Origin of the sequence: Pseudomonas marginalis (assembly GCF_900105325.1) — a bacterium.
GTDB lineage: Bacteria > Pseudomonadota > Gammaproteobacteria > Pseudomonadales > Pseudomonadaceae > Aquipseudomonas > Aquipseudomonas marginalis.
The window spans coordinates 2,403,169-2,415,939 of the sequence record NZ_FNSU01000003.1; the positions used below are offsets into that span (position 1 = coordinate 2,403,169).

Sequence of the window (12,771 nt, forward strand, 5' to 3'; positions counted from 1 at the left end):
ATGTTTCAGCGGAATGTGCCGGGCGCCCTGAATAACAGAGGCTGCGGCCGCACGGGTCGACACTGCAAGCTATCGAAGGTAAACAATTGCGGTCGTTCAATCAGGTAGCCCTGAGCGTAATCCACACCAATATCGAGCAGGGCCTGTTCGATTTGCGGTGTTTCAACAAACTCGGCAATTGTGCGCTTACCCATGACATGGCCGATGTGATTGATCACTTCAACCATCGCGCGGTTAATCGGGTCGTCCAGCATATCCTTTACGAAACTTCCATCGATCTTCAGGAAGTCTACAGGTAAATGTTTGAGATAAGCGAATGAGGACATTCCGGCGCAAAAGTCATCCAGCGAAAAATGGCAACCTAAGGCCTTGAGTTCATTAATAAAGCGGATGGCACTGCCCAAGTTTGCGATGGCGCTGGTTTCGGTAATTTCAAAACAGATCATGCTGGGCGGAATAGCGTAAGTATGAAATTTCTCTCGTAGGAATCCGAGAAAGTCATCATCGCCAATCGTTATACCTGACAGATTGATCGCACACAGGGCCATGGGACGGCCCGGACGCTCGTTAATGCAACGGGCAATAATCTCAAATACATTCTCCACCACCCAACGGTCCAGGGACGTCATCAAACCATAGCGCTCGGCGGCCGGGATAAAGCTGTCCGGCAGGATTACACGCCCCGCCTCATCGTGCAGGCGCAGCAGTATTTCGATATGCCCATTGCCGCCGTCGGTATGCCCGAGGGGGGAAATTTCCTGGGAGTACAGGCAAAAGCGGTTCTCCTCAAGCGCCATGTGCAGGCGCTGCACCCAGGCCATTTCGCCAAAGCGCAGGGACAGTTCGGAGTCGTCGGCGTGGTACACCTGCACGCGGTTGCGGCCTTTTTCCTTAGCCATGTAGCACGCCATGTCGGCGGCCCGCAGCGAGGCTTCCAGGGTGGTCGGGGTGCTGGCAATGTGTACCAGGCCGATACTCACGGTGGTCATGAACGGCCGCCCCTTCCATACGAAATGCAGACTCTGCACGGTATGACGCAGGCTTTCGGCGATTTTTTCCGCCACCGCCACCGGGCAGTTCTCCAGCAGGATGCCGAATTCATCGCCGCCCAGGCGCGCCAGGGTGTCACCTTCGCGCAGGTCCGACTGCAACAGCGCGCAGATGTGCCGCAACAGTTCGTCGCCCGCCGCATGGCCGCAGGTGTCGTTGACCAGCTTGAACTGGTCCAGGTCCAGGAACATCAACGCATGCCGCCCGGCCTGCGCCTGCCCTGCCGGGTGCAGCACCTGCTCCAGGCGATACTCGAATTCGCGGCGGTTGGCCAGGCCGGTCAGCGCATCGTGGGTCGCCTGCCATGACAGATTGGCGATGTACTGGCGCTCCTGGGTCATGTCATGCAGCACCAGCACCGCGCCCGAGACCTTGCCGGCGCTGCGGATCGGCGCGCCCACCAGGGTGACCGAGACCGTGCTGCCATCCAGGCGCTGGATCGTCTTCGAATGCTCGCTGCCGCCGCTGAGCTGGCCCTTGACGATGTGTTCGATCAAGGTGAAGCCGTCCGGCTGTGCGTGGTCTTCCAGCAACTTGAACAACGCTGCCAGGGGCTGGCCCTGGGCCTGCGCCGAGTGCCAGTGAGTCAGCGCCTCGGCCGCCGGGTTCATATAGGTAATGGCACCGTCGACGTCGGTGGTGATCACCCCGTCGCCAATCGACTCCAGGGTGATCTGCGCCCGCTCCTTTTCTTCCTGCAAGGCATCGGCGAAGGCATGGCGCTGGGCCAGCAGCTTATGGGTGCGCAACAGTGCCAATACGATCAGGCCCAGGGCCGTCGCCAGGTTCGTGATGACCAGCAACCGCAGAATCATGCGCGAACCTTCGCCGAGAGCATCGCTGAAGGCCTTGGCGGCGGGTGTCACGCCTTCGTTGATGGCGATGATATGCGCCTTCCACTGGCGCACATCGTTGGCGCCGATCTGGTCGTGAATGATCGCCTGGTGCATCTCGCGGGCCAGGTCATCCAGTTGAAGCAGGTAACCATCGCCTACGGTCCACAGTTGGATGGCTTTTTCCAGGTAGCTGAAATGGCGAAAGTTGAGGTACAGCCAGATCAGGCTGGAGACATCATCCGGATGGTTGCCCCCTTTGAGGATACCCAGGCGGGCTGCGGCAAGGTCGGGCACGGGACGGTCAAGGGCAATGCGCAGTTCGTGCCCGCCCTGGGGCACGGCAATGGCCTGCTGGTACTTGAGGTACGTGCCGGCGTCGCGATTATCGGCGTAGAGCGTCAGGTAATAGATGGCGTCCTTCTGGCCCTTGGACCACAGGCTCTCGCCGGCCACGTAACCACGCACGGCCGAAAGCACGTAGAGACTGACGCAGCCCAATAATGCCTGGAACAGCACCACGGCGATAAATGGCCAGACAATGCCCAACAACCGGGGCGTTCCTAAAGTCCGCTTTTGCTTCATGAAGTCCCTTGCACATGCACTGCTGGATACGCACGCGAAAACCCGCTTTCGATAGCTCAGCCTAGGCTAAATCAACGTACCTGTTGCAAGTGTCCATACAGTTTGGCGTACAGCCCGCCATCGGCAATCAGCTGCTGATGGTCACCATCCTCGGCAATGTGACCGCCGTCGAACACCAAGACTCGATCCGCTTGCTTAACAGCCGACAGACGGTGGGCGATGATCAGTGTAGTACGCCCGCTGAGGAACCGTGCCAGCGCCTGGTGCAGGTTGTACTCGGTGGCGGCGTCCAGGGCGGAGGTTGCTTCGTCGAGTATCACCACCTTGGGTTCGGCCAGGACCATGCGCGCAATCGCCAGGCGCTGGCGCTGCCCACCGGAAAAACGCACCCCGGAACGCCCCACCACACTGTCCAGGCCCAAGGGCAGTGCCTTGACGGTAGCATCCAACTGGGCGATTTCCAGTGCCTGCCAACAGGCCTGGTCGCTGCGCTCCCGGCCCATGGTCAAGTTGGCGCGCACGGTGTCGTTGAACAGCGCCGGGTGTTGCAGCACCACCGCAACGTGCTCGCGAAGGGTCTCCAGACCAATCTCCTGCTGGGTGGCACCACCAAAACGGATACTGCCCGCCTGGGGCGTGTAGAGCCCGAGCAACAATTGCACCAGGGTGCTTTTGCCACCGCCGCTGGCGCCGACGATTGCCACCTTCTCACCGGGCGCGATGGTCAGGTTCAACTGGTCGAGTACCAGTTCTTCGCCGTAGCCGAAGTCCAGGCCGCGCACTTCGATGCCCACGGTGTCGCGCCCGGTGAACGGATCAGCACCGCCGGCATATTGCGGCTCATCGGCACGCGCCAGCAGTTCGTTGATCCGCGTCAGCGCCCCGCCTGCCGCGTAGTAGGCGTATTGCAGGTTAAGCAGTTGCTCCACCGGGCCGATCATGAACCACAGGTAGCTGAACACCGCGAGCATCTGGCCGATGGACAGGTCGGAAAACAGCACGGTGAGCATCGCCGCCGCACGGAAGATGTCGATACCGAACTGGAACAGCAACCCACTGGCGCGGCTCGAAGCGTCGGTTTTCCATTGCGAGTGAATGGCGTAGTCACGCACTTCCTGGGCCCGCTGGCCGAGGCGCCCGAGGAAAAAGCCCTGGCGGTTGCCGGCGCGCACTTCCTGGATGGCATCCAGGGTTTCGGTCAGGGCCTGGGTAAAGCGCGAGGTGCTGTCGTTTTCCAGCTTCTTCAGGTGCTTGACGCGCTTGCCCAACTGCACCGTGGCGTAGATCACCAACGGATTGAACAGCAGGATCAGCAGCGCCAGTTGCCAATGCATCCACACCAGGATCGCCGAGGTACCCACCAGGGTCAGCATGGCCACCAGGAAACGGCTGAGGGTTTCACCGACAAACTTGTCCAGCGTATCCAGGTCGGTGACCAGGTGGGTGGTGACGGTCCCGCTGCCCAGGCTTTCGTATTCGCCCAGGGAGATGCGCTTGAGCCGCTCGATCAGGCGCACGCGGATGCGGTACACGATGTCCTTGGCCAAGCGCGCAAACAACCGCGCCTGCACCACGTTGAACAGCAGCGCGCCACAACGCAGAAACAGCGTCACCAGCAGCATCAGGCCGATATAGCCGGCCGCCTTCTGCCACCCCAGGGGCAATGCGTGGTTCATGACCTTGAGCGCGGCATCGCCGTGTCCCAACAGCACTTCATCCACCAGCAACGGCAACAGCAGGGGAATCGGCACACTGCACAGGGTCGCCAGCACGGCGACGCCATTGGCGATCCACAGGGACTTCTTGTGCCGCAGGGCCAGGCGGCGAATTTCCGCCCAGGTCAGTCGGTCGGTGCGTGGTGACTGGTCATGCACAGGTTGCTCGCTCCAGCCATCGCCCCAACAACGGTGACAGCTCGGACAGCGGCTGGTAGCCGTTAGTCAGCAACGCCAACTGGCCATTACGCTCGGCAAGCAAGGTCGGAAACCCGGCGATCCCCAGGTCCTGGACCCAGGTGAAGTCAGCGGCCGTCGCGGCATGCTGCTCGGCACGGTCGAATGCGCCGGCAAACTCGATGCGCGGGATGCCCGCCTCTTCAGCCAGCTCCACCAGCACACTGGCGAGGGTCACGTCACGGCCCTCGACATAAAACGCGCGCTGGATCAGCCCTAACAACGTCCATGCGCAATCCGGTGCCAGGCTACGCGCGGTAACAATGGCGCGACACGCAGGCTCGGTGTCGTAGACAAAGCCGTCGGGCAACGCGCCATCGCGCTTGAACGGCTGGCCGGTGGCGTCGGTGACCGCCTGCCAGTGCTCGAGGATGTAGCGCCGCGTGGTCGGTTCCAGTGCCGCGCCGCTGCCGGTACGCAAGCCGCCCACCACCAGGTGCACGTCCACGCCGGCCGCCTGGGCCTGCTCGATCAGCGCCTGCGCCACCGGGGCAAAGCCCCAGCACCAGGAACACATTGGGTCCATCACATAGAGCAGGCGCGCGGGCATGGGTCAGGCCTCGGAAGGGGTTTGCTTGTAGTTGAAGCCAATCGGGTGCGGCATATTGCGGGCCTTGGCCAGCTCAATCTGCTTTTGCCGGTCGATCGCGCTGCGACGGGTTTTCTCCGGCAGCTTATCCCAGCAATGGGGGCAACTGATGCCAGCCACATAGTGTTCGGATGCGCGGTCGGAGGCGCTCACCGGTGTGCGGCAGGCATGACATTGATCGTAGTCGCCTTCGCTCAGGTCGTGGCGCACAGTGACACGATTGTCGAACACAAAGCAGTCGCCCTGCCATTTGGTTTCTGCCTGCGGCACCTCTTCGAGGTACTTCAGGATGCCACCCTTGAGGTGGTAGACCTCATCGAAACCTTCGCTGAGCATGTAGCTCGACGCCTTCTCGCAACGAATGCCGCCGGTGCAGAACATGGCGACCTTCTTGTGCTTGGCCGGGTCGAAGTTGGCTTTGATATAGTCGGGAAATTCACGAAAACTGGTGGTTTTCGGGTCGATTGCGCCTTCGAAGGTGCCGATCGACACTTCGTAGTCGTTGCGGGTGTCGATCAACAGCACTTCGGGGTCGCTGATCAGCGCGTTCCAGTCCTGCGGGTCGACATAGGTGCCGACTTTCTTGTTCGGGTCGACGCCTTCGACGCCCAGGGTCACGATCTCTTTCTTGAGCTTGACCTTGGTGCGGTAGAACGGCTGCTCATCGCAGTACGACTCTTTGTGGTCGATGTCGTCCATGCGTGGGTCGTTCTTCAGCCAGGCCATCAGGCCATCAATGCCTTCGCGGCTGCCGGAAACGGTGCCGTTGATGCCTTCTTCGGCGATCAGCAAGGTGCCTTTGATGCCGTTGTCGACCATCGCCTGCAGCAGTGGCTCGCGCAGGGCGACGTAATCTTCGAGGGTGACGAACTTATACAGTGCCGCCACGACAATCGGTTGAGTCATGGGTGTTCTCTCCAGGTGGCTACCCTCGTAAGGGGTGAACCGGATGCAAAAAAAACGCGCCGGCTGAGCGGCGCGCTGCGGATTCTAGCAAATGCAGGGTGTCAGAGACACCCGCGTATCAGCTATGCCCGCCGGCGCAGGTCGGCGAGGCCGGGGCTGCGTCGATTTTCGCCCATTCTTCGGGCGTGTAGGTATGCAGCGCCAGCGCATGAAATTCGCTCATCAGGTCACCCAGGGTGGCGTAGACCTTCTGGTGGCGCTTGACGCGGTTAAGCCCCTCGAACTGCTGGCTGACCAGCACGGCCTTGAAGTGGGTCTGCAACCCACGGCTGTGCATATGGCTTTCATCCAGCACGCTCAAGTGCTCCGGGGCCAGGGCGGCGAGCGCCGTTTCGATACGCTGTTGCATGGTCATTCCTGCTTACTTCTTCTTGGCCGGTGCGGCGGCTTTTGGCGTGAGCTCGTTGGTCATGTCTTCCAACAGCTTGTTCACCACCGGCACGGCGCTTTCCAGCTTGGCCTGGGTCATCTGGGCCGATTGCTGGGTCAGTTGCGGCATTTTTTCCAGGACTTTCTTGCCCAGTGGCGACTGGTAGAAGGCAACCAGGTCCTTGAGCTCGGATTCGCTGAAGTTGGTGGTGTAGAGCTTGACCATGTCCGGCTTCAGCTTCGGCCAGCCGATGGCCTGGTCCAGGGCGGCGTTGGCCTTGGCCTGGTAGCTGTCCAGTACGGACTGCTTGGCGGCAGGCGCCTTGGTCTGTTCGAAACGCTGGGCGAACATTTGCTGCACTTGCATGTACACCGGGGTACCCAGCTTGTCGGCATGGGCCAGGGTAAGGAAGGCTTCGGCACTGGCGTTGTGGCTGGCGGTATCGGCAAAAACCTGGCCGCTGGCGCAAACCAGAGCAACCGCGGTACAGATGGCACGAAGACGAGTCATCGAGTTTCCTTTTCTAGCAGGCGAGGTAAGACCCCAAGGGCGCCCATTCTGCGCCTAAAAAACGCTGCGGCTCAACCCCGGGCCTGACCGGGCGCGGATTGCAGTGAATGAATCCGATGAAAAGTCTTTTAGGGAACCCCCCAGGCCGATCAGGGCCTAAACTGCGCAAACGAACCTGAAGGAGAGTGCCCGATGAGCCGTATCGAAACCGACAGCCTGGGAGACGTGGAAGTCCCGGAAGACGCTTACTGGGGCGCCCAGACCCAACGCTCGCTGGTGAATTTCGCCATCGGCGAGCAGCGCATGCCCCTCGCGGTACTGCACGCACTGGCCCTGATCAAGAAGGCCGCCGCCCGGGTCAACGACCGCAACGGTGACCTGCCCGCCGACATTGCCCGCCTGATCGAACAGGCCGCCGACGAAGTGCTCGATGGCCAACATGATGACCAGTTCCCCCTGGTCGTCTGGCAAACCGGCAGCGGCACCCAGAGCAACATGAACGCCAACGAGGTCATCGCCGGCCGCGCCAACGAGCTGTCGGGCAAGCCCCGTGGCGGCAAGAGCCCGGTGCACCCCAACGATCATGTGAACCGCTCCCAAAGCTCCAACGACTGCTTCCCTACCGCCATGAGCATTGCGGCGGTGCAAGCGGTGCACCAGCAATTGTTGCCGGCGATCAATACACTGTCCGGCGGCCTCGCGGAACTGTCGGCGCGGCATGCAAAGCTGGTAAAGACGGGCCGCACCCACATGATGGATGCCACGCCGATCACCTTCGGCCAGGAACTCTCGGCGTTTATCGCCCAGCTCGACTACGCCGAACGGGCGATCCGCAGCGCCCTGCCCCAGGTATGCGAGCTGGCCCAAGGTGGCACGGCGGTGGGCACCGGGCTGAATGCGCCCCATGGCTTCAGCGAGGCGATCGCCTCGGAATTGGCGGCTTTGTCGGGCCTGCCCTTCGTCACCGCGCCGAACAAATTCGCCGCATTGGCCGGCCATGAACCGATCGTGACCCTGCACGGCGCCCTGAAAACCCTGGCCGTGGCCCTGATGAAAATCGCCAACGACCTGCGCCTGCTGGGCTCCGGCCCGCGTGCCGGCCTTGCGGAGGTGAAACTGCCGGCCAACGAGCCTGGCAGCTCGATCATGCCCGGCAAGGTCAACCCGACCCAGTGCGAGGCACTGTCGATGCTGGCCTGCCAGGTGCTGGGCAATGACGTGACCATCGGCATCGCAGCGAGCCAGGGGCATTTGCAGTTGAACGTGTACAAGCCGGTGATCATCCACAACCTGCTGGAATCGATCCGCCTGCTGGCCGATGGCTGCAATAACTTCCAGGAGCACTGCATCGCCGGCCTCGAACCCGACGCCGGGAAAATGGCCGAGCACCTGGAGCGCGGGCTGATGCTGGTCACGGCGCTCAACCCGCACATCGGCTATGACAAGTCGGCAGAGATCGCCAAGAAGGCCTACGCCGAAGGCTTGACCCTTCGGGAAGCGGCGTTGGACCTGGGCTACCTCACCGACGCAGAGTTCGACCAGTGGGTACGCCCGGAAAACATGCTGGGTGCCTAGGACGCCATGCGTAGCCGCCGGGCCTTGAGCCCGGCGAGCAACGACGGCGCCAGCGCCACCGCCGCCGACCCCAGCACCACCACCAGCGCGCCGAAATAGCCCAGGGCATTGATCTCTTCGGCCTGCACATAGTCCGGCCACAGCCACGCCGCCAACGCCACCGCGACAAAGGTCACCAACGGCGTCAGGGCCAAGGTCGCACTCACCCGTGAGGCTTCCCAGTGAGCCAGGGCTTCGGCAAATGCACCGTAGGCCACCAGGGTGTTCATGCAGCACGCCAGCAACAGCCAGCCTTGCAGCGGGCTCAGTTGCAGGGCCTCCAGCGGATGCGCCCACGGCGTCAGCAGCACGGCGCACGACAGGTAGATCACCATCATCACTTGCAGCGAATTCCACACGCTCAGCAACTGCTTCTGGCCCAGGGCATAGAACACCCAGACCGAAGTCGCGAGCAGGATCGTCAGCACGCCGGCGGTGTAGGCGCCAAGGGACGTCAGCAACTCTCCCAGGCGTTGGTTGAAGAACAGACCGAAGCCGACGATCAGCACCACCAGGCCCACGCACTGCCCGACGCTGAAACGTTCCTTGAACACAAACACGCTGGCGATCATCAGGAAGATCGGGCCCATCTGCACCACCAGTTGCGCAGTGCCGGGGCTGAGCAATTTCAGGCCCACCAGGTACAACACGTAGTTGCCCACCAGGCCGCACACCGCCATCGCCACCAGCCAGCCGCCCCTGGGGCCGAGTACTTTACGACTGGGCAGGCGCCTGGTCGCGGCGAGGTACACGAACAGGCAACTGCCGGCCACCACCAGGCGAAACCAGGTGACCGTGATCGGGTCCATCACCTGCAACACTTGCTTGAGCTTGATCGGCAGGATGCCCCAGAGCAGCGCGGTCAGCAGGGTCAGGAGAAAACCGTAGACCCAGCGGCCGGAAGAGATGTGCATGAGTGCCCCAGAAGCCAGAGGAAGTGGAGCGGGCATTCTAGGGGGAAGTGAGCGAATTGGGATACGCCGCAGTTAAAATGTGGGAGGGGCAAGTCGAATCGTCGCACTGCCCCTCCCACACTTATCAGCGCACGGCTTCGAACAGCCCCGTGGCGCCCATGCCGCCACCCACGCACATGGTGACGATGCCATAACGCACATTGCGCCGTTGCAGCTCACGCACCAGGTGCCCCACCTGCCGCGAGCCGGTCATGCCGAACGGGTGGCCGATGGAAATCGAGCCGCCGTTGACGTTGTACCTGGCGTTATCGATGCCCAGGCGATTGCGCGCATACAGGCACTGCGACGCAAAGGCCTCGTTGAGTTCCCACAGGTCGATGTCCGCCACCTGCAAGCCCCGCGCCTTGAGCAGCTTGGGCACCGAGAACACCGGGCCGATACCCATCTCATCCGGCTCGCAACCGGCCACGGTGAAACCGCGGAAAAACGCCTTGGGCTTGAGCCCCAGTGCCAGGGCTTTCTCCAGGCTCATCACCAGGGTCATCGAGGCACCGTCGGAGAGCTGCGAGGAGTTACCCGCCGTCACCGAGCCGTCTTCGGCAAATACGGGCTTCAACCCAGAGAGGCTGGCCAACGTGGTGTCCGGGCGGTTGCAGTCATCGCGGTCAACCACGCCGTCAAGGATCTGCACAGCGCCAGTGTTCTTGTCCTCGACCTTGTACTTGACCGCCATCGGCACGATTTCATCATCAAACAAGCCCTCTGCCTGGGCCTGGGCGGTGCGCTGCTGGCTTTGCAGGGCGTAGAGGTCCTGTTCTTCGCGGCTGACGTCATAGCGGCGGGCGACGATTTCCGCGGTCTGGCCCATGGGGAAGTAAATGCCCGGCACCTGCTCCTTGAGCAGCGGGTTGATCAGGTTATTGGTATTGACGCTTTTCATGGTCAGGCTGATGGACTCGACACCACCGGCAACGATGATGTCGCTGCAACCCGACGCGATCTGGTTGGCCGCAATCGCAATCGCCTGCAAGCCCGACGAGCAGAACCGGTTGAGGGTCATGCCCGCCGTACCTGTGCCCAATTGCGACAGCACGGCCACGTTGCGCCCGATGTTGTAGCCCTGGGCGCCTTCGTTGGAACCCGCGCCGACGATGCAATCCTCGACGCTGGCCGGGTCGATGCCGTTGCGGGTCAGCAGTGCGTTGACGCAATGGGCCGCCATGTCATCCGGGCGGGTCTGGTTGAACTTGCCGCGAAAGGATTTGGCCAGGCCGGTTCGCACGCTGTCGACGATCACTACTTCACGCATGGGCTACCTCGATCTTGTCGTTGTGGGGAGATGGATCGAGGATAGATCCAGGCCTGCCCCACCGCGACGATCATTCATCCGGCGTATACAAAAGCATGGTGACGGACATAAACCTGTGGCTGGCCGGCTAGTTGTGGCAAGCGGGCCGGTTGTGGTGAGCAGGCTTATCGTGGCAAGCAGGCTTGTAGTGGCAAACGGGCTTGTTGGTGAGCGGGCTTGTTGTGGTGAGCGGGCTTGCCCCGCGCTGGGCTGCGAAGCGGCCCTGACCAAGGCGCCGCGTTATTTCAGGCAGACCTTATTGGCTGGTTTTGGGGCCGCTTCGCAGCCCAGCGCGGGGCAAGCCCGCTCACCACAACAAGCCCACTCACCACAACAGGCCCATTCACCAAAACAAGCCTGCTCACCACAACCGGCCCGCTCACCACAACACGCCCGCTCACCACAGAGGGCTGCATCCTGAACAACACCAGGCCAGTGGTTATTTCTTTTTCTTCTTGTCGTGCTTGTCGGACTTGGCGAACGCTTCCTCCAGGGCAAGGTTGATGGTGCGCAACACCTTGACCCGCGCCCAGCGCTTGTCGTTGGCCTCCACCAGCGTCCACGGCGAAACCTCGGTGCTGGTGCGGTCGACCATATCGCCCACGGCGGCGCGGTAGTCGTCCCATTTGTCGCGGTTGCGCCAGTCGTCTTCGGTGATCTTGAAGCGCTTGAAAGGGATTTCCTCACGGGCCTGGAAGCGTTCCAGTTGGGTCTGCTTGTCGATGGCCAGCCAGAACTTGACCACGATCACACCGGCGTCGCGCAGTTGCTCCTCGAAGTCATTGATCTCGCCATAGGCGCGCATCCAGTCGGCCGTGGTGCAGAAGCCCTCGATACGTTCCACCAGCACGCGGCCGTACCACGAGCGGTCGAACACGGTGAATTTGCCCCGCGCCGGGATCTTCTGCCAGAACCGCCACAGGTACGGCTGGGCCCGTTCATCCTCGGTGGGCGCGGCAATCGGCACGATGTGGTACTGGCGCGGGTCGAGCGCGGCCGCCACCCGACGGATCGCCCCGCCCTTGCCCGCCGCGTCGTTACCTTCGAAGACCGTCACCAGCGCGTGCTTGCGCATGCGTTTGTCGCGCATCAGGCCGGAGAAGCGCGCCTGCTCGGTAATCAGCTGTTCTTCGTAATCGTCCTTGTCCAGGCTCAGGGTCATGTCGAGGCTGTTGAGCAGGCTCATCTGGTCGATGGCCGAGGGCAACGGCGCCGGGTTCATCCCGCTGGCCTTGCCCTTGGGCAGCTTCAGGGCATTCTGCAGGCCTTCGAGCAGGATCTTGCCCACGGTGAGGCTGCGGTAGTTGGCGTCGACGCCTTCAATCACATGCCAGGGCGCGTAATCGCGGCTGGTACGGCGCAGGATGCGCTCGCCGAAATGCACGAACTTGTCGTAGGTCTCGGATTGCTGCCAGTCCAGCGGGCTGATGCGCCAACTGTGCAACGGGTCGTCGGCCAGGGCCTTGAGCCGTGCCTTCATTTGCTTCTTGGACAGGTGAAACCAGAACTTGAAGATCAGCGCGCCTTCATCGCAGAGCATCTTCTCCAGGCGCTCGGCGCCGGCGATGGCCTGGTCGAGCCGCGCATCCTTGATCTCGCCGTGCACCCGGCCTTGCAGCATCTGGCTGTACCAGTTGCCGAAAAAAATGCCCATGCGGCCTTTGGCAGGCAGTTGGCGCCAGTAGCGCCAGGCCGGGGGGCGGGCCAGTTCTTCGTCGGTCTGCTGGTCGAAGGTGCGCACCTCGATCAGGCGCGGGTCCATCCATTCATTCAGCAGTTTGACCGTCTCACCTTTACCGGCGCCTTCGATGCCGTTGATCAGGATGATCACCGGGAAGCGCTTTTGCTGTTGCAACTCGTACTGCACCTCCAGCAAAGCCTCGCGCAGGGCGGGCACTTCGGCCTCAAAGGTGTCTTTGTCGATGGCGTGACCGATTTCGGCAGATTCGAACATGGGCGGCTCCGTTCCAGAAGTGAGCAAGACTAGCGGATTGGGCAACAACGCGCGGGAGGAAATTCCACCGGGGCTTGCCGTGGGTC

General features: G+C 62.0%; 10 protein-coding genes. 1 reads left to right on the forward strand and 9 read right to left on the reverse strand.

Going from position 1 to position 12,771, the window contains the following annotated elements:
• Positions 1-5 precede the first annotated feature (5 nt).
• The 6 genes from BLW22_RS20310 to BLW22_RS20335 form a co-directional block, all read right to left on the reverse strand.
• On the reverse strand, positions 6-2,468 hold the full coding sequence (locus tag BLW22_RS20310) for an EAL domain-containing protein (protein ID WP_065948598.1): 2,463 nt from the start codon (positions 2,466-2,468) through the stop codon (positions 6-8).
• A 71-nt stretch (positions 2,469-2,539) separates the two neighbouring features.
• Positions 2,540-4,342 (reverse strand): ABC transporter ATP-binding protein, encoded by a 1,803-nt coding sequence (locus tag BLW22_RS20315; protein ID WP_074847378.1) that lies wholly within the window; start codon positions 4,340-4,342, stop codon positions 2,540-2,542.
• Positions 4,335-4,937: a DsbA family protein gene (locus tag BLW22_RS20320; protein ID WP_174562747.1), complete on the reverse strand. Its 603-nt coding sequence runs from the start codon at positions 4,935-4,937 to the stop codon at positions 4,335-4,337. The genes BLW22_RS20315 and BLW22_RS20320 overlap by 8 nt, the downstream gene beginning before the upstream one ends.
• 36 nt (positions 4,938-4,973) lie before the next feature.
• Complete coding sequence (gene trhO / locus BLW22_RS20325; protein ID WP_065923916.1) at positions 4,974-5,915, reverse strand: oxygen-dependent tRNA uridine(34) hydroxylase TrhO; 942 nt, start codon at positions 5,913-5,915, stop codon at positions 4,974-4,976.
• Between the two features lie 118 nt (positions 5,916-6,033).
• On the reverse strand, positions 6,034-6,330 hold the full coding sequence (locus BLW22_RS20330) for a BolA family protein (RefSeq protein ID WP_065923917.1): 297 nt from the start codon (positions 6,328-6,330) through the stop codon (positions 6,034-6,036).
• Positions 6,331-6,336: 6 nt separating this feature from the next.
• Positions 6,337-6,855 carry a DUF2059 domain-containing protein gene (locus tag BLW22_RS20335; protein ID WP_003236690.1) on the reverse strand — a complete coding sequence of 173 codons (519 nt, stop codon included), beginning with the start codon at positions 6,853-6,855 and terminating at the stop codon, positions 6,337-6,339.
• Between the two features lie 192 nt (positions 6,856-7,047).
• Here BLW22_RS20335 and BLW22_RS20340 point away from each other — a divergent pair, with 192 nt between their 5' ends.
• Positions 7,048-8,430, forward strand: coding sequence for a class II fumarate hydratase (locus BLW22_RS20340; RefSeq protein WP_065948600.1), 1,383 nt, complete (start codon positions 7,048-7,050; stop codon positions 8,428-8,430).
• Here the strand turns inward: BLW22_RS20340 and BLW22_RS20345 are convergent.
• The 3 genes from BLW22_RS20345 to pap form a co-directional block, all read right to left on the reverse strand.
• The gene (locus BLW22_RS20345; RefSeq protein ID WP_074847380.1) at positions 8,427-9,383 is read right to left on the reverse strand and encodes a DMT family transporter; all 957 of its coding nucleotides are present in this window, start codon (positions 9,381-9,383) and stop codon (positions 8,427-8,429) included. The two genes, BLW22_RS20340 and BLW22_RS20345, sit on opposite strands and share 4 nt — an antisense overlap.
• Positions 9,384-9,507: 124 nt before the next feature.
• Entirely contained in the window at positions 9,508-10,692 is a 1,185-nt protein-coding gene (locus BLW22_RS20350) for a thiolase family protein (protein ID WP_074847381.1), read from the reverse strand.
• Positions 10,693-11,170: 478 nt separating this feature from the next.
• Positions 11,171-12,685 (reverse strand): polyphosphate:AMP phosphotransferase, encoded by a 1,515-nt coding sequence (pap, locus tag BLW22_RS20355; RefSeq protein ID WP_065923921.1) that lies wholly within the window; start codon positions 12,683-12,685, stop codon positions 11,171-11,173.
• Positions 12,686-12,771: the final 86 nt, after the last annotated feature.

Excerpts from the sequence above, each read along its gene's own strand:
- BLW22_RS20335 (WP_003236690.1), bottom strand. The coding sequence starts at position 6,855 with ATGACTCGTCTTCGTGCCATCTGTACCGCGGTTGCTCTGGTTTGCGCC.
- BLW22_RS20330 (WP_065923917.1), bottom strand. The coding sequence starts at position 6,330 with ATGACCATGCAACAGCGTATCGAAACGGCGCTCGCCGCCCTGGCCCCG.
- BLW22_RS20345 (WP_074847380.1), bottom strand. The coding sequence starts at position 9,383 with ATGCACATCTCTTCCGGCCGCTGGGTCTACGGTTTTCTCCTGACCCTG.
- BLW22_RS20340 (WP_065948600.1), top strand. The coding sequence starts at position 7,048 with ATGAGCCGTATCGAAACCGACAGCCTGGGAGACGTGGAAGTCCCGGAA.
- BLW22_RS20310 (WP_065948598.1), bottom strand. The coding sequence starts at position 2,468 with ATGAAGCAAAAGCGGACTTTAGGAACGCCCCGGTTGTTGGGCATTGTC.
- BLW22_RS20320 (WP_174562747.1), bottom strand. The coding sequence starts at position 4,937 with ATGTGTTCCTGGTGCTGGGGCTTTGCCCCGGTGGCGCAGGCGCTGATC.
- BLW22_RS20350 (WP_074847381.1), bottom strand. The coding sequence starts at position 10,692 with ATGCGTGAAGTAGTGATCGTCGACAGCGTGCGAACCGGCCTGGCCAAA.
- pap (WP_065923921.1), bottom strand. The coding sequence starts at position 12,685 with ATGTTCGAATCTGCCGAAATCGGTCACGCCATCGACAAAGACACCTTT.
- trhO (WP_065923916.1), bottom strand. The coding sequence starts at position 5,915 with ATGACTCAACCGATTGTCGTGGCGGCACTGTATAAGTTCGTCACCCTC.